General features: G+C 45.9%; 14 protein-coding genes. 9 read left to right on the top strand and 5 right to left on the bottom strand.

Features of this window, described 5'->3' with window-relative positions:
* Positions 1-160 precede the first annotated feature (160 nt).
* From QT973_RS06140 to QT973_RS06130, 3 genes are all read left to right on the top strand, one after another.
* Complete coding sequence (locus tag QT973_RS06140) at positions 161-2,113, top strand: efflux RND transporter periplasmic adaptor subunit (protein WP_445305687.1); 1,953 nt, start codon at positions 161-163, stop codon at positions 2,111-2,113.
* Positions 2,114-2,366: 253 nt separating this feature from the next.
* Complete coding sequence (locus QT973_RS06135) at positions 2,367-5,480, top strand: efflux RND transporter permease subunit (RefSeq protein WP_333390905.1); 3,114 nt, start codon at positions 2,367-2,369, stop codon at positions 5,478-5,480.
* A gap of 39 nt (positions 5,481-5,519) precedes the next feature.
* Positions 5,520-5,999, top strand: a complete 480-nt coding sequence (locus QT973_RS06130) for a hypothetical protein (protein ID WP_333239864.1) — start codon at positions 5,520-5,522, stop codon at positions 5,997-5,999.
* Between the two features lie 114 nt (positions 6,000-6,113).
* Here QT973_RS06130 and QT973_RS06125 read toward each other — a convergent pair whose 3' ends face one another.
* From QT973_RS06125 to QT973_RS06115, 3 genes are all read right to left on the bottom strand, one after another.
* Entirely contained in the window at positions 6,114-7,040 is a 927-nt protein-coding gene (locus tag QT973_RS06125; protein ID WP_333390902.1) for an FTR1 family protein, read from the bottom strand.
* A 104-nt stretch (positions 7,041-7,144) separates the two neighbouring features.
* On the bottom strand, positions 7,145-8,365 hold the full coding sequence (locus tag QT973_RS06120) for a helix-hairpin-helix domain-containing protein (RefSeq protein WP_333270160.1): 1,221 nt from the start codon (positions 8,363-8,365) through the stop codon (positions 7,145-7,147).
* Between the two features lie 164 nt (positions 8,366-8,529).
* On the bottom strand, positions 8,530-9,534 hold the full coding sequence (locus tag QT973_RS06115; RefSeq protein WP_333052885.1) for a multicopper oxidase domain-containing protein: 1,005 nt from the start codon (positions 9,532-9,534) through the stop codon (positions 8,530-8,532).
* 206 nt (positions 9,535-9,740) lie between these two features.
* Here QT973_RS06115 and rppA point away from each other — a divergent pair, with 206 nt between their 5' ends.
* From rppA to rpmB, 4 genes are all read left to right on the top strand, one after another.
* A complete protein-coding gene (gene rppA / locus QT973_RS06110; protein WP_333208633.1) occupies positions 9,741-10,430 on the top strand; it encodes a two-component system response regulator RppA in 690 nt (229 codons plus the stop codon).
* 162 nt (positions 10,431-10,592) lie between these two features.
* A complete protein-coding gene (gene rppB / locus QT973_RS06105) occupies positions 10,593-11,930 on the top strand; it encodes a two-component system sensor histidine kinase RppB (RefSeq protein WP_333208634.1) in 1,338 nt (445 codons plus the stop codon).
* Positions 11,931-12,184: 254 nt separating this feature from the next.
* Complete coding sequence (gene htpG / locus QT973_RS06100; RefSeq protein WP_333052888.1) at positions 12,185-14,173, top strand: molecular chaperone HtpG; 1,989 nt, start codon at positions 12,185-12,187, stop codon at positions 14,171-14,173.
* Between the two features lie 148 nt (positions 14,174-14,321).
* A complete protein-coding gene (gene rpmB / locus QT973_RS06095) occupies positions 14,322-14,558 on the top strand; it encodes a 50S ribosomal protein L28 (protein WP_333052889.1) in 237 nt (78 codons plus the stop codon).
* Positions 14,559-14,643: 85 nt separating this feature from the next.
* Here the strand turns inward: rpmB and QT973_RS06090 are convergent, their stop codons facing one another.
* Both QT973_RS06090 and proS read right to left on the bottom strand, forming a co-directional pair.
* Positions 14,644-17,613 carry an adenylate/guanylate cyclase domain-containing protein gene (locus QT973_RS06090; RefSeq protein ID WP_333052890.1) on the bottom strand — a complete coding sequence of 990 codons (2,970 nt, stop codon included), beginning with the start codon at positions 17,611-17,613 and terminating at the stop codon, positions 14,644-14,646.
* Positions 17,614-17,934: 321 nt separating this feature from the next.
* Positions 17,935-19,845: a proline--tRNA ligase gene (proS, locus tag QT973_RS06085; RefSeq protein WP_333052891.1), complete on the bottom strand. Its 1,911-nt coding sequence runs from the start codon at positions 19,843-19,845 to the stop codon at positions 17,935-17,937.
* 85 nt (positions 19,846-19,930) lie between these two features.
* On the opposite strand from proS, the gene QT973_RS06080 reads away from it, so the two are divergent.
* Entirely contained in the window at positions 19,931-20,236 is a 306-nt protein-coding gene (locus tag QT973_RS06080; protein ID WP_333106907.1) for a hypothetical protein, read from the top strand.
* A gap of 301 nt (positions 20,237-20,537) precedes the next feature.
* On the top strand, positions 20,538-21,482 hold the full coding sequence (locus tag QT973_RS06075; RefSeq protein ID WP_333262830.1) for a hypothetical protein: 945 nt from the start codon (positions 20,538-20,540) through the stop codon (positions 21,480-21,482).
* The last annotated feature ends 39 nt before the right edge of the window (positions 21,483-21,521 follow it).

Raw genomic sequence — 21,521 nt, 5'->3', positions numbered from 1 at the left:
AAATACTAGGTTGAGTAGAGCATTTCTAGCTCTTGGTCATTGCTTAGCGGTCGCTTCTTGGAAAATGCTAATAAGTAACTTTACTTAATGGGTATCAGTTACTTACCTTGGCAAAATACCTACTGCTAAACCTGTGGCACTCAACCTGATTTCAAGGACAATGCCAACGATGATATTCCACAAATATGCTCAATATCCGGCAATTATTAGCAGCTTTTCGGGAAGTTTGTTCAGCCTAATTTTGCTAAGTTCTCCTGCCGCTGTTTTTGCCCACGCTGGCCACGGAGATGAATTTCACCAAAGCGGCGAAACAACTGAAACTCCTGCTGCTATTTCTGTCGATGCCGAAACAGCAAAACGATTAGGTATTAAAGTCTCCCCTGCCGCCCGCCAGCGACTAGATATCGGCATTAAAACCACTGGACAAATTGAAACTTTACCCAACCAAAAAGTAGAAGTGACGGCTCCTGTTGCTGGCAAAGTAGTAGAGTTGCTGGTTAAGCCTGGGGACAAAGTATCAAAAGGTCAACCGGTGGCGGTTTTATCGAGTTCAGAATTAGGACAGTTGCGGGTTGAATCTCTCTCGAAACGTGCCGAAGCTGAGGCAGATTTGCAGCAAGCCGAAGGCGATCTCAAACTAGCACGAGAAAATTACGATCGCCAAAATCAAATATCCGCAGCAGAAATCGCCCAAGCCCAAACCCAATTGGCAGCGGTAACTAAGCAGTACCAGCGAGAACAAGAATTAGTAAATAATCGTTCCGTGGTGCAAGCCGCTCAAGAAAACTATCAGCGTCAAGTTGAAATAGCGCAAGCAGAAATAGCGCGGGCAGAAACTGAACTGACGGTGGCTAAAGAACAGTTCGATCGCGACAAAGAATTAGTGGCATCTGGGGCGATCGCGCGGCGCACAATGCTGGAATCGCAAGCCCACTTCGCCGAAGCACAAGCCGCTGTTGCTAAGGCAAAAAGCCGTCCTGAAGTTATCAAAGCCCAAACCGAAATTAAACAAGCCGAAGTAGACCTCCCAATGCGGGAATTGCGGGAATCTCAAGGCAGAGTAGCAGACGCAAAAGCTCAACTTACCAGAGCTCTGAGCCGTCGGGAAGTCCTAGAAGCCGAGAACCAACTCAAACGCGGCAAAACTGCCGTAGAAGTCGCTCAGTCGCGCATTCGCTTGGCTGATGCAGCCTATCAAGCGCGGCTGCAACAATTAGGAACTGTTGCCAACGATCGAGGACTCGTTACCGTAGTTGCTCCGATTTCGGGGACTGTAGCCGATCGCTTCATCACCCCAGGAGAGTCAGTAAACCCTGAAAAACCGTTGATGAGTCTGTTAAATGACAGCCGCGTTTTTGCCACAGCCAATATTTACGAAAAAGACCTGAATAAAGTAAAACAGGGTCAGGAAGTGAGGGTAAAAGTCGCTAATTTACCCGATCGCACTTTCAAGGGAAAAATCGCCTTAATTGGGTCATCCGTGTCAGGAGAAACGCGGGTGGTGCCGGTGAAAGCAGAACTAGATAATATTAACGGTGAATTAAAGCCAGGACTGTTTGCTGAGTTGGAGATTTTAACAGACAAAACTGCCACAAATATTTTAGCAATTCCGAGTGCGGCGGTAGTGGATGTTAGCGGTAAAAAAACCGTTTACGTCCAAAATGGCAATGCTTATCAAGCGGTTGAAATTGAACTCGGTCAAACTGCGGGAGATTTAGTTGAAGTTAAGAGGGGTTTATTCGAGGGAGATTTGATAGTAACGCAGCGAGCACCTCAACTTTACGCACAATCTTTGCGCGGCGGGAATAAACACTCAGAAGACGAGGAAAAGAAAGAGACATCTCCAAAGGTACCAGAGGTTAATTTTAATAATTTACCCGTGTCTTTATGGTGGGCGGGAATAGGAGGAGGAATTGCGATCGCATCCCTGACTTTCACAGCCGGCGTGTTGTGGGGAAATCGGCGCCAATTGCCAGCAATAGCAGCGGATTCTGGAAACAATACTGCAAATAATGGTTTTTCCGCCTCTGCATCGGCGTTGGACAATGAACTGCTGTTACACAATGACAACCATCACGTTAAAACTCAAGAGGCAGAAGTCAATCGATTTTAGATTTTAGATTTTAGATTTTAGATTGAAGCATTGACTTGCGCGAGATAGATTCGGGGGGCAAGTTTCATCGGATACAGGTTTGTTATTTCTGGGTCCTGAGTCTGCGAAGGAATGAATCCGGGGGCTTCTATCCTGGATGCTTTCGGTCAAGAGTTTAAAGTAACAGCATGACACGGAAGTCACGGATAGACGGATAGCTGTTTTTATCAATTCCCAATGCCCAATTCCCAATTCCCAATTCCCAAATTATTAAATGTTCAGCACAATTCTTAGATGGGTAATTAATCGCCGCTGGCTAGTCGTTATCGCCACCATTATTGTTAGTCTTTGGACATTGTATATCATCCCCCAAATGTCCCTTGATGTCTTCCCTCCTTTTGCACCCCCGCAGGTGGAAATTCAGACGGAAGCACCGGGTCTCGCACCGGAAGAAATCGAGTCTTTGGTAACACTACCGATCGAAAGTGCGATTAACGGAACTCCTGGGGTAACAGCAGTGCGATCGTCTTCTGCTGTGGGCCTTTCTTCGGTTAAGGTAATCTTTGATTGGGGAACTGAAATTTATCAAGCGCGCCAGTTGATAACAGAACGGTTGCAGCAAGCTGAAAGCAAACTCCCGGCTGGGGTAGAAACACCGCAAATTTCTCCCACAACTTCTCCTGTCGGCACTGTTATTACCTATGCTTTTACGTCAGAAACTACTCCTTTGATGGAAGTGCGCCGTCTGGTTGATTGGCAAGTCACAAATCGCCTTTTGGCAGTGACAGGCGTTGCTCAAGTGGTGGCATACGGCGGCGAAGAAAGGCAGTATCAAGTATTAGTAGAACCTGCAAAGTTGAAAGCTTTTAATGTGTCGTTGCAGCAAGTAGCTGAAGCGGCGGCGGCTGCGAATGTTAACGCGCCGGGGGGGTATTTAATTACGCCGGATCGAGAAACTTTAATCCGGGGGGTGGGGCGGATTGAGTCTGTGGAAGATTTGCAGCAATCGGCGATCGACTCTCGCCACGGAACACCCGTCAGAATTAGTGATGTGGCTGAGGTCAAGATTGGTGCTGCAATCAAGCGGGGCGATGGCAGTTTTAACGGCAAAAAAGCTGTGATTGTGATGGTAAACAGACAGCCAGTTGCTGATACTCCGACGGTAACGAAAGCAGTTGAGGCAGCAATGGCCCAGGTGCAGGAAGCTCTGCCCAAAGATATTAAAGTTACTGTGACTTTTCGACAGGAAGAATATATTAATTCCTCGGTGGAGAATGTGCGATCGGCTTTAATTGAAGGCAGTATTATCGTCACCCTTATTCTCATCCCGTTTTTGATGAATTGGCGCACTCTCGCGGTTGTTTTGCTGGATTTCTTTCTGACTTGGCTGTTGGCGCTGCTGGCAATGTATTGGCTGGGGCTGGGGCTGAATACGATGACTTTGGGGGGTTTGTCGGTGGCGATCGGCACTGCGATCGACGATGCGATCGTCTACGCGGAAAATACCTACCGCAACTTGAGAGAAAATACGTCTTCTCTTCATCCTCGCCCGGTGATGGATGTGATTTTTGATGGCAGTGAGGAGGTGCGCGATTCGTTAATTGGAGCGACTGTTATTGGCATTGTGGTGTTTTCTCCTATTTTTACTTTGCCCGGTGTAGAAGGTCGAATTTTTACGCCTATGGGGATTACTTATCTGGTAGTTGTGGTGATTTCTAGTCTGGAATCGCTGTTAATATCTCCGGCCCTTTGTGCTATCTTGTTGCCTACCAAACGCATGAGTGCTGCGGAACCTTGGCTGCCGAGATTTTGCAAGAAAATATATCATTTTTCGATAAATTTGTCAATGCGCTATTCGGGGATTATTTTAGCTTTAGCTGCTGCTAGCATGGTGGCTACATTAATTATCTTGCCTTCCTTTGGACGGGTGTTTTTGCCGGAGTTTCAGGAGCAAACTTTGGTGAATACTATTATGCTTTATCCGGGGGTGTCTTTGGAGACAACAGATAGCGCGGCTTTTGCTATTGAAGATGCACTTAAGGATGATACCAGGTTTGAATACGTGCAAGTGCGATCGGGCAGGGCTCCGGGAGATGCGGATGCTGCGGGAGTCAATTTAGCTCACATTGATATCGGTTTGAGCGAGGAGGGCATGAAAAACAGGCCGCAAACTTTGGAATCGCTGCGGCAGGAGTTTGGTAAATTGCCGGGAGTTGCACCAAATATCGGCGGTTTTATTTCTCACCGGATGGATGAGGTTTTATCTGGTGTCAGAAGTCAGATTGCTGTTAAAATCTTTGGCCCGGATTTGGATCAGCTTCGCAGCATCGGTGCCAAAGTTGAAGAGCAAATGAAAACAGTGGAAGGCATTGTGGATTTGCAACTCGAACCCCAGGTGCCAGTGCAACAAATTCAAATTAAGTTTAACCGTCAAGCTGCGGGTAGATACGGTTTAAAAATCGGAGAACTTTCGGAAATAATTGAGACAGCTTTAAACGGCAAGGTTGTTTCTCAAGTTTTGGAAGTGCAGCAAACTTTTGATTTAGTTGTTTGGTTGCAGCCTGAAGCCCGAAACAACCTAGAAACTATTCAGAATTTGTTGGTTGATACTCCAAGCGGCAACAAGATTCCCCTCGCCCAAGTTGCGACTGTTAAATACGGTACGGGGCCCAATACGATTAACCGCGAGAATGTTTCTCGCTTGATTGTGGCAGCGGCTAATGCTAAAAATAGGGATTTGCGATCGGTTGTGAATGAAATTCAAGCTAAAGTCAAACGAGAGGTGCAGTTGCCTTTTGGCTATTTTATCCAGTACGGCGGTCAATTTGAAGCAGAACAAAGAGCTTCGCAAAATATTATGATATTTAGTGCGATCGCCTTTTTGGTAATTACTGTATTGATGTACTTGTCAGTCAAGTCAATTCCTTCAACTGCTATGATTATGATTAATTTGCCGATCGGATTAGTAGGAGGAGTAATTGCGGTAGCTTTGACTGGCAGCATCATCTCTGTAGCTTCTTTAGTTGGCTTTGTCACTTTATTTGGCGTTGCCACCCGTAACGGCTTGCTTTTAGTAGACAACTACAACACTAAATTTGCTGAAGGACTGCCTTTTAAGGAAGCAATTATTAAAGGTTCGATGGAACGGCTCAATGCCATCTTGATGACTGCTTTAACTTCAGCTTTGGGTTTAGCACCTTTAGTCTTTGAAGGCGGGGCGGGAAAGGAAATTTTGCAACCGCTGTCAGTAGTAGTTTTAGGAGGGTTATTTACTTCTACAGCACTAACTCTGTTAGTTTTGCCAGCTTTGTATGCTCAATTTGGGCATTTTTTACGACCTCAAAAACCTCAGCCCGTTATTGAAGACGGAAAGGTAGTTAATGTGTGATATTTTCCAATTATTGTCAGTCAGCAAGGAGTCAAACAAATGAAATCGCTTAAGTCAAATTTAATTGTTCTAGGTAGTGTTGGATTGCTGTTTTTGGGAGCTTGCAGTAACGATAACCAAGCAAGCGATCCAAATACCACTCCAGCATCCCCTCCTGTCGCCTCTCAACCTGCGTCTTCGCCTCCCGCCACTGCTCCTGGAAAAGCAACTCAAGGGGGGCAAGTTGTGGAGTCTGGAGCTTACCATTTAGAGTTTGTACCTTACAAAGAAGCTACCGGAACTCATTTAGATGTTTTTTTGCAAAAAGGAGAGAAAAAGGAACCAGTTGCTAACGCGAAAGTGACGGCTCAAGTGCAGTTGCCGAGTGGAAAGCAGCAAACCCTAGCTCTCAAGTATGATGCTGAGGGCAAACATTACGCTGTGTTGTTTCCCGGCAATGAACCCGGTCAGTATCCAGTAAAAGTGACTGCGGATATTAACGGAGAAAAAGTTGACGGGCGTTTTACCTTCAATCAATAGATGGCTGATTTCCTAATGCGCTCTAACTTATGGGCGCATTAATTATTAGCAACAAACAACTGCCTCTTGCATTTCCGCTAAAAAGCCGATCGCGTTTCGATCGCACTTAATTTCCTATTTCGTTACCTGAGTTTTTTTAAACGGAAAAAACACTCGACCTGCCAGACTTTGGAAGTAGATGCCACCGACAGTACCTAAAAACATCAAATAGGCGATCGCCTGCATGACATAGAGCTTATCCGTGTAGCCAAACAACGCACTCAACAACAAACCGGGAAACTTTTCTTCGGGAAGCAGTTTTGAGGTATTCCAGACCATTGGCCCGAGAATCCAAGAGTGGATTTTAGGAAATCTTTCGTAATAGAAACACAGTGATGCTGATTCGCGATTTGATTGCGATAAAATATTCACCGCGCTGTCAAATAAGCCCAAAGTAGATACCACTAAACCCGCTACAATGAAGAGCAATAAAACGCCCATATATTTGAAAAACAGGCGGATATTAATTTTGATTCCCCATTTAAACAGCAGGACACCCAGTGCGGTGGCTGAGATAAGGCCCGCCCAAGCGCAGATCGCCGGAATAATCCCTTGTTGAAACTTGGCAACGACAAACAAAACTGTTTCAAATCCTTCGCGTAAAACGGCAATCAAAACTAAAGTAAATACGCCCCAGCCAGCATGAGAGTTTTGCGTTAAGGCGGCACTCACAGCACCTTCTACTTCGGCTTTCATAAATCGCGCTTGCTTGGTCATCCAAATCAGCATCCAGCTCAGCATTGCGATCGCTAAAACTCCAAAGGTTGCCTCTAGCAGCGATTCCATAATCGGTGCAAAAGGCTGATTGGATGCGGACAAAATTTGAATTGTCCAGCCGAACATTACACCTATCAAAGCACTGGCAATAAGTCCAACGCCAACGCCGCCGAAAACCCAAGGACTTAAATAACTTTGTCCTGATTTTTTGAGGCAAGCGAGAACGATTCGGACAACTAAGGCGGCTTCGACTCCTTCGCGGAGAGTAATTACAAAGGTGGGCAATGCTTCGCCAAAATTCCTTTTTTATGGTGGGAATGGGACTGGTTAAGGAGCGAGGTAATTGGCAGATTATTTACCAATTACCGCTGTTGATGGGAGTAATGTTTTTAAGATGCGGGTTTGAGAACTTTTTGGCTGTCGCTTTCGATCTTTTTAACTAGCTGGTTGACTTGTTCGGTTGTTTTAACTGGGGCGGGGGGTGCGATCGCAGTTGGCCAATTTGCCTTCAGTTCCGTCATGTTGGCAACAATTGCTTTGTCAATTTCCGGGCTGGTTTTAGCCAATTGAGCGGCAATATCTTTGTACAGCATTTCCGCGTACATGACAAAACCCCGCGAATCTTGGTATTCAATAATTGCGGAAATTTTGCCGTTAGCAACTGCCGCTGCGTATTCGGAATTAGCTGTATCTAGCAAGCCGTTAATCACTTGCAGCACGAATTTCGGATCTTTTCGCTGCGCTTCGGGGAGGGTGGCAATTGCTCCGTCAACTGCTTGCATTGATGTGTCAAATTGTGCATTCACTTGAGCCGGATCTTTTGCACCCGCTTTAACTAAATCCTGCAATTTAGTTAGAGTAGTCTTAAATTCGGGAATTTTACGCTCGTTTAGCTGATTTTCGACATTGGCATAAATTTCTTCGACTGGATGCCCGATGTGAGGTTCTGCCTGGTCTGGTTTGCCTTGCTCCAAGAGTTCTTTTGCTACCATAAGATGCCCTTTCATCAATCCCATGTTAGTCATGAAGTCTACATCTTTGGCTTCACCGGTGAGGACGACATCTTCAATAGTCACCATGTCTTTGATTTCGTCGAATTGGGGTTGAGTAATGACATTTTTTGATACCAATTCTTCGACTTTCCCGTAAGGACGGCTGGCTTGAATTTTGTTAGAAAGTGCCGGTACTCCTAACTTGGCTTCGAGTTTATCTAACTCTGAAGGAATGGCAGTATTGATGTTGATGCCGCCTTTGCCGCCGTGATTCCCGCTGTGACCGCTTGTGGAGGCGGGACTGGCTGTAGCAGCGGGTGAGGCGGTGCTGTCGGTGTTGCTGGCTGTGGGGGTGGAAGCGCAACCGGTCAGAGCAACGAGGATGGCTGTAGCGGTTGCTGTAGGTAATAAACGATATCTTGCAACATTTGCAGCAACCCTGCTACGGGCGGGCGAGACGCCCACCCCACAAGAAAAGTCATTGTTTGTGGAACAGGCATCTTGCCTGTTCTTGGGGACGCGCACCCCACAAGAAAAGTCATTGTTTGTGGAACAGGCACCTTGCCTGTTCTTAAGAATGGTGCAAGATGTGAGTAATAAACGAAATGTTGATAACATGGCTGTTGCTAATTTTTACGTTATGTGCATTTGGCCTCACAAGTTATTAAGAAAGATTCTCAATTATTTGCGAGCTATTCATTCTACCTATTTGCGATCGAGCTTGTCAAATAATTTCATACTTTCTTTATTTGAATCGCCGCACCGTGGTAGCAGGATTTGGTTTAAGTGATGACTTCAAATACCCCCATGCAGCCTGCTTCGGCGATATCATCTTGATGGGGATGAAACATAAATTTTCCAGCGTAGCCGTAGGTAAATTCTAAAATATGTCTTTCAGCTACTCCCATTGTGATTACATCGGTTCTTTCACTGGGAGTTAAAGTCATTCCCGTGCGATATACGTCAAAAAAGTTGGCGTGCAGGTGAAAAGTCACTGCCGCTTCGTACTCAATTATGTTGAGAACGTAAAGCCGGATTAGCTGATTTCTGTAAATAGGGATCGGGTTGTTCATGTAATAATTGGGCAACCCGTTAAAAGCGTATAGTTCGTTTTTTTTGTCGTCGTTTACATCGTATCCTCCCATGATTAACATGATTTCATCTGCGGGAGGACGGGGTTTTGGCGGATCTATGATGAACATTCCATAGAGTCCTTTACCTATATGACGAGTTACGGGTTCAATATGGCAGTGATAAAGATGCACTCCGTAGGGATTGGCATCGAATTCATAAATAAATACCGAACCGTGTTTCACTGGTTTAACGCCATCCATTTCGCTGGTATGAACGCCGTGAAAGTGCAGCGAATGAGAATCTGCGGCTTTGTTATAAAAAATGACGCGGATACGATCGCCCTCTGTTGCCCTCAATGTCGGCCCCGGCACGCGATTGTTCACGTTCCAGGTGTTGAAGGTGACGGCGCTGTTGAGTTGGACGATCGAAGTATTAGCTTCTAGGCGAAATTCCCGAACCGTGCGCCCGTTTTCGCGCGTCACCGTGCCGTAATCAAAATCCCGCGCAATTTGCATGGGGTTGATATTGCTGATGGTGACTGCATCTGCAGGCATGGGCGGTATTCTCGCGACTGATGTCGGTTTGCGAGTCAAGTGTTGAAGTGCGATCGCGCCCCCCGCTACCCCAGCCCCAGCTATTCCTAGCTGTAGCAGTTGGCGGCGACTCCAGCGCCCCGGCTTTTTCATGGGGGGACGATCGGATAAATCTGTCATAGTTATTGAAAAATATTCTCAAAAATTTGATTGGGTTTGAGTATAAGACATTTCCCGCTTGTTGTCAATAATTGTCAACAGTCCTTTTTTTCTGCGAAATTAGAAAATTTCATGCTGATTTCATCTCAGTATGTGATGTTAGATGTTGGGGTAGATGCTGCCGATCGCTAACAATGTATAAAGATTTACCGCTATAAATTAGAGTTATGAGAGTTTTGCTAGTTGAAGATGAGCCAGATTTAGGGAAAGCGATCGAGCGAACCTTAAAGCAGGAAAAATATATAGTTGATTGGGCCCTCGATGGCAGTGAAGCTTGGGAATATTTAGACAGCCAGTGGACGCAATACACCCTCGCTATTTTTGACTGGTTGCTACCAGGATTGTCAGGATTGGAACTGCTGCGGAGATTGCGTGCTAAACATAGCGCCCTGCCCGTATTGATGCTGACAGCAAAAGACCGAATGGAAGATAAAGTTGCGGGACTAGATGCCGGAGCTGACGATTATTTAGTCAAGCCGTTCGGGATGGCGGAACTGTTAGCAAGATTGCGGGCTTTGCAAAGGCGATCGCCCCAAATTCAACCACAACATAGACAGGTAGGGAATCTCGTTCTCGACTGCGGAAATCGCACTGCTTGTCATGTCGATACCCACGGCAAAAATCAGATAATTTCACTGACAAACAAAGAATTTCAACTGCTAGAATATTTTATGAAACATCCGAACCAAATTGTCACCACCGACCAAATTCGGAATCAGCTATGGGAAGCGAGTGCAGATACCTTTAGCAATGTGGTAGCAGCTCAAGTGCGCTTGCTGCGGCGCAAACTTGAGTCTGTTGGCGGCGCTAATTTAATAGAAACCGTTCACGGCGTCGGATACCGCATGAGAAATTAAAGTAAAACCGATACTCCGGCAGGGAATGAATTCCCGGCCTCAAAGCTAAAGTCCTCTAAAGAGGACTAATGAGTTCTTTAGTCCTCTTTAGAGGACTTTAACTATTAGCCAGGGAATTCATTCCCTGGCGGACTGTTTGACTGACAGCTTAAGTTATGAAAAATGAATCAAAATAAACTATTTAACCGAACTCGCTGGCAATTAGCCCTTTCCTATGCAGCAGTAATGGGTTTGATTTTAAGCTTGCTGGGATTGGGCGTATACGAGGCGATCGCCCACGCTCACTGGGTAGCCATAGACCGCGAATTAGAATCGGTAGCGGGGACGCTACACGACAGCCTAGAAACAAAATTGCAGCAGCCCGGACGCCTAGAACCAATAGTCAATGATCTTTTGCCCAACCTCCGCGTAATTGGAGTTAACGGCATTAAAGATAAAGAACAGTTGCCCGATCGCCATATTTTAAGCGCTATAAACCAAAGCTTTTACTATATCCGTTTATTTGATAATTCAGGAAATTTGATTGCTACAGCAGGCGCTTATCCCGAAGAATTGCCACCGACATTTAACTCACAACATTGGCAAACAATCACTGACAGCCAAGGCAATATTTATCACCAAATTTCTGTATTGCTGCACACCAATAATCAGGAAGATTGGGGATATTTTCAAGTTGGGCGGAGCTTGGAAGACTTCAACGATTATCTCAGTACAGTGAAATGGGTTTTGAAATTAGGATTGCCTACAGCATTGATTTTGATAGGCTTTGCTAGTTGGTGGCTGGCAGGATTAGCCATGAAACCGATTTATGCTTCCTACCGACAAATCCAACAGTTTACAGCGGATGCTGCTCACGAATTGCGGACGCCTTTAGCGGCTTCGCAGGCGACTGTAGAATCGGCGCTGTTGACGCCTCAATTGGATGAAAAAGAGGCGCAGGAAATTTTGCGGACGATCGATCGCCAAAACCGACGACTGACTCAGTTAGTGGCTGATTTGCTGCTGCTGGCTCGCATGGATAATCAAGTGATACGCGATCGCCCTCAATTGTGTTGTTTGAATGACCTTGTTAGCGATTTAATAGAGGAATTGGCCGCTTTGGCGATCGCCTCAAAGGTAGCGCTAACATCCGAAATGCGCGTACAGCAGCAGTTAAATGTTGTCGGCAATTCCGACCAACTTTATCGCCTAGTTGCTAATTTAATTGTTAATGCCATTCAATACACTCCGGCGGGCGGGAAAGTAACAGTTATTTTAGATTGCAATCACATCGAGGCGATCGTTCAGGTTCAAGATACCGGTATTGGGATAGCGGCGGCAGATTTAGAGCGAATATTCGATCGATTTTACCGAGTTAACAGCGATCGATCGCGCCATACAGGCGGTTCGGGACTGGGATTGGCGATCGCCCAAACCATCGCCCGCGCACACCGCGGCAGCCTCAGCGCCCGCAGCGAATTGGGTTCCGGCAGCACCTTTCTCCTGCAGTTGCCTTTGTGAGCTACTATGTGAGGGCAACTGACATCTTGCACCACGATCGAGAACAGGCTTTTCGGCCTGTTCCACAAAGAGTAAATTATCTTGTGGGGTAGGCCGGAAAGCCCGCCCGTCAAAGGCTTATTGAGAATTGTGCAAGATGTGGGGAAAACCGAATCATCTTTTTGTGGTAATCCCTTCGGCAAAACGTAGCACGATCGCCGAAAATCATTAAATAGCTATTTCTAAGCAATTAGCAGTCATCACAGAGAAAAATTATGACAGTTTTAGAACAGGGAACAATCTCAATCCATACCGAAAATATTTTCCCGATTATCAAGAAGTCGTTATACACTGACCACGAAGTCTTCTTGCGGGAACTAATTTCTAACGCCGTCGATGCCATTGCCAAACTCAAAATGGTTTCTCGTTCCGGCGAATACAGCGGCGAGGTGGGCGAACCGCAAATCAACATAGCGATCGACAAAGAAAACAAAACCCTCTCAATTTCCGATAACGGCATCGGCATGACCGCCGACGAGGTAAAAAAATACATCAACCAAGTCGCTTTCTCCAGCGCAGAAGAATTTATTGAAAAATACCAAGGCAGCGGCGAGGACGCAATTATCGGTCACTTCGGTCTCGGTTTCTACTCTTCTTTCATGGTGGCGAAGAAAGTAGACATTGATACTCTTTCTTACCAGGAAGGAGCCCAAGCCGTACACTGGTCTTGCGACGGTTCTCCCGCTTTTGAACTATCAGAATCTTCCCGCACGGAACGCGGTACTACTATTACTCTTACCCTCCAAGATGAAGAACAAGAATATCTAGAACCCAGTCGGATTAGGCAGTTAATCAAAACTTACTGCGATTTCATGCCCGTTCCCATCAAATTTGAGGGAGAGGAACTCAACAAGCACAAAGCAATTTGGCGGGAATCAGCCAGCAATTTGCAAAAAGAAGATTACTTAGAACTGTACCGTTACCTTTACCCGTACCAAGACGAGCCTCTGCTGTGGGTACACCTGAATACAGATTATCCTTTTATTGTCAACGGGATTCTTTTCTTTCCCAAATTGCGGCCGGATGTCGATGTTACCCAAGGCAATATTAAGCTATTCTGCAACCAGGTTTTTGTCAGCGACCACTGCGAAGAAATTATCCCGAAATTCTTGATGCCGCTGCGGGGAGTTATTGACAGTACCGACATTCCCCTGAACGTTTCTCGCAGTTCTTTGCAAAGCAATCGCACTGTGCGGAGAATCGCTGATTATATTGCGAAAAAAGTGGGCGATCGCCTGAAAGAACTCTACCGCGACGACCGCAACGAATACATCCGTTGCTGGCAAGATATCGGCACTTTTGTCAAGTTTGGAACTCTCAACGATGACAAGTTCAAAAAGCAAGTCGAAGATATTTTAATCTACCGCAGCACCTACGAACCAACAGCCGAGAATCCAGAAACTGTAACGCCAGAAGTTCAGGTGCAAACAGAGGAAGGAGATTTGTGGCAAGATGTCACTCCGAAGTCGGAAAATTCTAGTTCCACCCAGCCTTACACGACTTTAAAAGAGTATTTGGAACGCAATCAAAAACGCCACGAAAATCGTGTGTTTTATTGTACAGATCCGGCGTCTCAAGCAACTTACGTTGCTATGCACAAAAGCCAAGGTTTAGAAGTGCTGTTTATGGATTCTTTCATCGACACGCACTTTATCAGCTTCTTGGAACGAGAACACTCAGATGTCAAATTCTCGCGGGTTGATTCCGACATCGATGAAACGCTAATTGACAAAGAGAAAGAAGCGGAAATTGTCGATCCGGCGACGAATAAAACTCGCAGCGAACAAGTTAAGGAAATGTTCCAAAAAGCTCTCAATAAGCCGAAAGTGAACATTCGCACAGAAGCTTTGAAGTCTGACTCTGCGGAGGCGACGCCACCTGCGATCGTACTTTTGCCGGAAGCTTTGCGCCGGATGCGCGACATGACTGCGCTGTTGCAGCAGCAAGCGGCCGAATTCCCCGAAGATCACGTTTTGCTGGTGAATACGTCTCACCCGCTGATTCAAAATCTGGCGAGTTTGAGTCAGGGTGCGATTATTCAAGGTGGCGGCGAGTCTCCGTCGGCCCAGTTGGCGAGTATGATTTGTCACCACGTTTACGACTTGGCTTTGATGGCCCAGAAGGGTTTCGATGCTGAAGGGATGAAGGATTTTGTCGAGCGATCGAATCAAGTCTTGACAAAATTGACTGAACGTGCCATGTAATTACCCCCCCCAACCCCCCCTTGCTAAGGGGGGGAGTAAGAGTTTATTTCTATTGGTAAAGGGATAAGTCAAGCCTTCTTCCTTGTTCCTTCTTCCTTCGGGTATAATGAGAGGCTGCACGCAAAAAAACGGTAATCTGGAGGGAAGTATGTCACGGAAATGTCAGCTAACGGGGAAGAAGGCTAATAACGGTTTTGCAGTTTCTCACTCGCACCACCGCACTCACAAGTTGCAAGAGGCAAATTTGCAGTGGAAGCGGGTGTGGTGGCCGCAGGAGAAGCGCTGGGTAAAATTGCATCTTTCTACAAAGGCGATTAAAACCTTGCAAAACAAGGGTTTGGAAATCATGGCGAAGGAAGCTGGAATTAACCTGTACAAGCTTTAAAAAACTTGGCTAGCGTAAAAGTAAGGGCGATCGCACATTTGAGAGTGCGATCGCCCTTACTTTTAGAGAAAAACCTTTACTAAAGTCACTGTCTGCATTTGAGTAAATAAGTAGTCATCTGGCCTTTGCCTTTAACTTCGATCGCGCCGCGACTTTCAAATACATACTTGTCCTGCAATATATCATAAATTGCAGAGGTGACTTGAATGCACCCCGGCAAGCCGTGGGATTCCATGCGGGAAGCGGTGTTAACGGTGTCTCCCCATAAATCGTAAATAAATTTTTTAATTCCAATAACTCCCGCGACAACCGGGCCGGTGTTAATGCCGATTCTGATGCTAAAATCTTGATTGTGGAGATTGCTGAAGTCAGTAATTGCCTGCTGCATATCGAGGGCCATTTGGGCGATCGCCTCTGCATGATCGCTGCGGGGCATGGGCAGCCCTCCTACTACCATGTAAGCGTCGCCAATCGTCTTAATTTTTTCCAAACCGTGCCTTTCTGCTAGGCGATCGAAGGTGGAAAAAATATCGTTAAGCAAGGAAACTAATTCCGGGGGAGAAATTTGGGAACTAATTTGGGTAAAACCGACTATATCTGCAAACAATACTGTTACTTCGGAAAAAGTATCGGCGATGATGCTTTGGTCTTGTTTTAATCTATCGGCGATCGCTTGCGGTAAAACATTGAGCAGGAGACGGTCAGATTTTTCTTGTTCTAAGCGCAAAGCTGCCTCAGCTTGTTTGCGAGTTGTGATATCTTGAACAGTACCTTCGTAATAAAGCAAATTTCCATGTCTGTCGCAGACAGTATAAGCATTCTCCGCAATCCAAATTATACTGCCATCTTGGCGGTAAACTTGAGACTCAAAATCTGATACTTTGCCGTTTTTTCGCATTAAATTAATGACTTCGGCGCGGCGTTCTGGGCATACATATAGCTGGCGGTTAATATTAGTTAAAGTTCCCTTCAACTCTTCAAAGGAACTATAACCGTAAATACGAATTAAAGCAGGGTTGACGCTGAGATATTCCCCATCGGGAGTAGTTTGAAAGATGCCGACGATCGCATTTTCAAAAATGCTGCGGTATTTTGCCTCAGCTTGTCGCAGCGCTTCTTCAGCGCGCTGGCGTTCTCGCGCTTCCATTGCGAAAGTTACAGAGTCTGCTAGAGAAACAGCGAAACTTTGTTCTTCAATAGTCCAACGGCGGGGCATTCCTACGTGTTCTAAACAGAGAACTCCGGCTGTTTCTCCGCCTATTTGAATCGGCGTATCTAGCATGGAAGTGATGCCGAACGGAAGTAGGTAAGATTCCGCAAATTCTCTAGTTCTAAAATCGTTTTGCGCGTCAAAGGCAGCAATTGCGCGTTCTTCTCGCAGTGCTTGGAAATAGACAGGATAGTCTGCTTCTGCTAATTGCAAACCGTCTGAGTGCTGGTTGACAGCGCGATCGAACAAATCCAGGCACTCGATCTTGGATTTAGTGCGATCGTACAGCCATACGCTCGATCGGGCAACTTCCAGAGTACGGCTAGCAGTTTCAGTTATTTCTTGAAGCGCCTTTGTTAAGTCGCCTTGATTCAGCGCTTTATTTTTGGCTAAATCAATTAAGGCCGATTTCTGTTTCTGTAGCTGAAGTTCGCTTTGTTTCAGGGCATTTGTCCGCTCTTCAACTCGGATTTCCAGCTTTTCATTCAGATGAAGCAGCGCTATTTCAGCTTTTCGGCGAGCGGTGATATCTGTGCCGATGCAGAGGATGCCCAGGATTTCTCCCGCTGAATTAACCAGCGGTTTATTTGCCCAAGATACCCAAACGCGATCGCCACGGCGTCGGAGGTTTTCATTTTCATAGCTGGTAAAGCGATCGGGATTTTGTAAAATTTCATTATAAACCAACTGTAAGTTATTCCCTTCGATGTCTGTCTGCGGAAGAATTGTTCCCATTGCATTTTTACCAATGACTTCTTCCTGAGTGTAGCCAAAGAATATTTCAGCAAATTCGTTAAAAAAAGTAATATTGCCGTCAGCATCCAATTTCAGAATAATGCTGCTTGCATTTTCCACCAATTCTCGATATTTAATTTCGCTTTCTCGCAGCGAATTTTCTGCCTCGGCGCGTTCAGCTACCGTCGCTGCCAATAACAGCGATGTAATTGTAACTACAGCCATAAAAGCTTGCAAAAATAAGATAGCCTGAGTGATATTTTCGGCTTTGGCTATGAACGGCCCCCCTCCCTGAGAACTGCCCATAATTGCGATGCTTGAGACAATGAACGATGCTAGGACAGCGGCTCGTTGACCGAATTGGAGCGCCGACCAAATTATGAAAGGAAACGGCAAATATTCCAGGGGATAACTAGAAATAGAAGCTTCAGTTTTCGACACAAAGACCAGCCAGCTCACCCCAATTAATAATAATAACCATACTGCCCGCCAAATTAAATATTTTTGCTGGCTGCCTGTTTGTCTTTTTAAACGCTCGGCGGTTACTTTAGGGCGAAAAAATATTAGGATTAAGGGAGTTAAAATTAAAACTCCCATTGTGTCTCCCAACCACCAATCCCACCGAAGCGACCAATATTCTGTCCTATCTACTTTCCCCGCTAAATATAGGGAAAACGCGCCAATCGTACAACTGATTTGAGTAGAAATTAGACCGCCAAACAAGATTAAATTAACTACATCTTTCAAGCGATCGAGAGATGGACGAAACCCCATCCAGCGCAGGGCAGTTACTGCAAAAACAGCTTGCAGAATTGCCCCGGCGTTTCCTCCCAGCCAAACCGCAAATATCTGTTCATTTGGGTTAACAAAATTTAGCAGGAATGTACCCAAAACTATGGCTGGCCAGACTTTACTCCCAAACAACAAAAGTCCAGCTTGTGCAATTCCTGCGGGTGGCCACACCGAGGCAGCAAAGGGACTAACACCTTGAATTGAAATTGCTAGCCTCGCCCCCACGGCGTAAGCGACAGCAACGACAGTTACTTGGGCTAAGTACCGCCCAATTCGGGATTGAGGGAATCGCAGAAACTGATTTAGGTTCAGATTCATACCGAGTTTTAAGTTTTAGGGGATTTCACATCTCAAGGAAGAGGGAAGTTCGGCAACGAGCAATGTACGGGATGTAACGGATGTAATATCAATTCCGGTTGTATCGGAATGAGGAAACCGCAGAGGACACAGAGGATACAGAGAAAGGGAAGAGAGAGATGAATAATTCTGATGCCAACGGATTTGATATAACGGATGTAACGGATGTCAGGAAGAGGGAATAAGGAAGAGAAAGAGGGGAGCTAATGTAGGGTGTACACCGGGCACATTGCGAGCCTAAATGTAGGTGCGCGGTGCGCGCACCTTACCAATTATAAAGGCTTAGTTGATGGCGGCTTCAATCCACTGTTTTAAAGTAGAATTTACTTCATCAATGAGAATTTCATGTGATTGGTGAGTGGCTCTTTCCACAACTTCAACTTTTCCTGCTTTCAGCGAACGGCCCGGAACAATGCGATAGGGAATGCCGATTAAATCAGCATCTTTGAATTTAACTCCGGCTCGTTCGTCACGGTCATCTAGCAAGGTTTCAATGCCAGATTGGTTGAGTTGTGCGTAGAGTTTTTCGGCGACTTCTACTTGTTGGGCGTCGGAAATATTGGGGATGCTAATGATGGCGTGATACGGCGCGATCGCCACTGGCCAAATTATCCCGTCTTTGTCGTAGGATTGTTCTACGGCCGATTGAGCTAGGCGCGACACGCCGACGCCGTAGCAGCCCATAACAAAGGGCATTTCTTCGCCTTGTTCGCTGGTGTAGGTGGCGCCCATTGCTTGGGAGTATTTGGTTCCTAATTGGAAGATGTGGCCGACTTCGATGCCTCTGGCACTTTCCAAGGTTTGTTCGGGGTTGTGCACTGCCCGATCGCCCTTTTTAGCTGTTCTGACGCCTACAACCGTTGCTGGCAGGGGAAATTCTTTGTTCCAATTAGCCCCGACAACGTGGTATCCTGATTCGTTTGAACCAGTGACAAAGTTTGTCAGATCAACTGCTGTGCGATCGACCAAACGCAAAAACTTGGGAGATACCCCCCCTTGCCCCCCCTTGGTAAGGGGGGGATTTGAGTCTTCTTGCCCCCCCTTGGTAAGGGGGGGATTTGAGTCTTCTTGCCCCCCCTTGGTAAGGGGGGGTTGGGGGGGGTTGGAGGCGATATAATCATCAGCAAGATCCGGAGCCATATAACCCAGAGGTAAAGATTTAGCCGCCCATTTCCGCTGAGCTTCCGCATCGGGAACAGTCAAAAATAAAACAGTTTTAGCTTGATAATTGCCCGCTAACTTCGTCAATTCATTCAGCAACTTTACCTGATTCACATCTTGGTCGCCGCGAATGCTTACCAATACCAAGACTGTGATGCCATTGTCGTAAACAGCTTGGTAAAGCACATTTTTGACAACTTGCGTCGGAGAACATTTCAAAAATTTGCAAAGTTTATCAATTGTTTCAGTTCCCGGCGTTTCCCGCTTTTCAAACGTTGCAAAGGGCGACGGTTCCACATCCGCAGGCATCGATACAGCCTTTTCCACATTAGCTGCATACTGACCATCTTCAGTATAAAGAACTTCATCTTCCCCCGCTTCAGCCAACACCATAAACTCTTGAGAACCAGAGCCGCCAATTGCTCCCGAATCAGCATCTACTGCTCGGAATTGCAAGCCCGATCGGCGCAGCATATTGCTATAAGCTTGAGCCATATCCTGATAAGTTTTTTTCAAACTTTCTTCGTTAGTGTGGAAAGAATAGCCATCTTTCATAATGAATTCGCGACCGCGCATCAACCCAAAACGCGGGCGAATTTCATCGCGAAACTTAGTTTGAATTTGATAAAGATGTAAAGGCAATTGCCGATAGGAACGAATCATATCTTTAGCAATTGTAGTAATTACTTCTTCGTGAGTTGGGCCCAGTCCCAATTCTCGCTGCTGCCTATCTGTCATGGCAAACATAATACCTTCAGCTTGAGTGTAGGTATCCCAGCGGCCGGATTCCCGCCACAAATCGGCCGGTTGCAATTGCGGGAGGAGACATTCTTGAGCGCCGGTAGCGTCCATTTCTTCGCGCACAATTTGAGATACTTTTTTGAGAACTCGCCACATTAAAGGTAGATAAGCGTAAATTCCGCTACCGATGCGCCGGATGTATCCGGCACGGAGTAATAGTTTGTGGCTGGGAATTTCTGCTTCTGCCGGGTCTTCGCGCAGGGTAACAAAAAGCATTTGAGATAGTCGCATGGCTGATTTCCTTAAAATACCGGATGAGTGTAATTTTAGATCAACTTCTGATATTATCAGAACTAAGCCCGATTTGATTAAATATATGAATAAAATTTGGCAAAACTACGAAAAAGGTATGGCAGTCTTTGATAATTGTCACTCTCCTACTGTGCAATCTCAGTGGCTTGCCTTAAAAGATGAAATAGGAGAATTTGTTCGAGAACCTAATTTAAGCGAAATTTGGGATATTGTTCATGCTGCTGGTCGATTGCTTTACAAACTAATCGGAATTCCATTATATTTAATTGCCTATCCTACGGTTCGCAAACACAGTCAACGTTTCGAGGAGTACGGCTGTATTCGCAGCATTCGCAACTGTGAGGGTAAATGCTGCGGGAAAAATTCGTAGCCTAGGCTGCGGCGCACCCGATATCATGTTTGTTGAATGACGCGCAATTACATTCTAATGACCGACAGCATCCAGGATACCCGCCACGTGATTCATCCGTCCAGGAATAAAAAACCTGTATCCGATGAAACTTGCCGAACGTATTTATCCGTGGGATGAATGCTTCAATCTAAAATCTAAAATCTAAAATCTAAAATGGATTGACCGGATTCAAAAAATAATGCAACTTTAGGCAAGCGCCAAACCCATATCCCGTAACTAATTCCCAATCTAAAATCTAAAATCTAAAATCTAAAATCGCATGACCAGATTTATTCACGACCAATTTGCTAAACAGTATCTGAAAGAACTATTAACCCCTCTCGGTAATGTAGAAACCAGCCGGGATGTTGCTGGAGAAGTAAGGCAGGTTGACGTTTTATTTTCCCCGAAAGCAGAACCGGAAGTCGAAGCAACAGCCCTCGGCATTTTGGGTCAAATTGCAGCAAAACCCGCTGTATTTGAACCCTTCCGCAGCCCCGTCCAAATCGGAGAAATTCGCAGTTGTCTGGGCAAACTCTTCGATATCCACGGCGAATTTGAACGCGCGGCAGTTAGAGAAAATACCCGGATTGCAGAGGCAGACTTGCCCCAACTTTGGATACTGTCGCCGACTGTTTCCGACACGATATTAGCTGGATTTCGAGCGATTCCCGAACCGGAAAATTGGGTAAGTGGAGTTTATTTTATGGGCCCATCTCTGAAAGCAGCGATTATTGCCATTCACCAACTCCCCCGGACTCCAGAAACCCTGTGGCTGAGAGTTTTAGGGAAGGGAAACGTGCAGAAGCAAGCTATTGCCGAATTGAGAGAGTTACCCTCAGATAATGTCTTTCGGTTGAATGCGTTAGAATTGTTGTACAACTTGCGAACGATATTAGAAGTACGTCAAGACATAGATCGAGAAGATCGGGAGTTAATTATGGAACTGTCACCCCTCTACTTGCAACGGTTGGAAGATGCAACTCAGCGAGGTATGCAGCAAGGTATTCAGCAAGGTATGCAGCAAGCTATGCAGCGCGCTCAACGCCTGATAGTTGAGAGTATGCTACAAGTAAAATTTGGCGAGATTGATGAAGAATTAACCCAAATAATCGAGCCTTTGATTGAGCTAGAACCCCTCGATCGCACGCGACTAATTAGGCAGCTCGATCGCTCTGAATTGCTAGCTCATTTTGATGCGTCGAAAAACCAACCCGAATCCTAACTCAGCAGCGTACTCTACAATCGGTAGGGTGCGCTAAAT

This window comes from Microcoleus sp. Z1_A1 (assembly GCF_036700305.1).
Classification (GTDB): Bacteria; Cyanobacteriota; Cyanobacteriia; order Cyanobacteriales; family Microcoleaceae; genus Microcoleus.
This window is presented reverse-complemented; position numbering and strand designations above follow the sequence as displayed.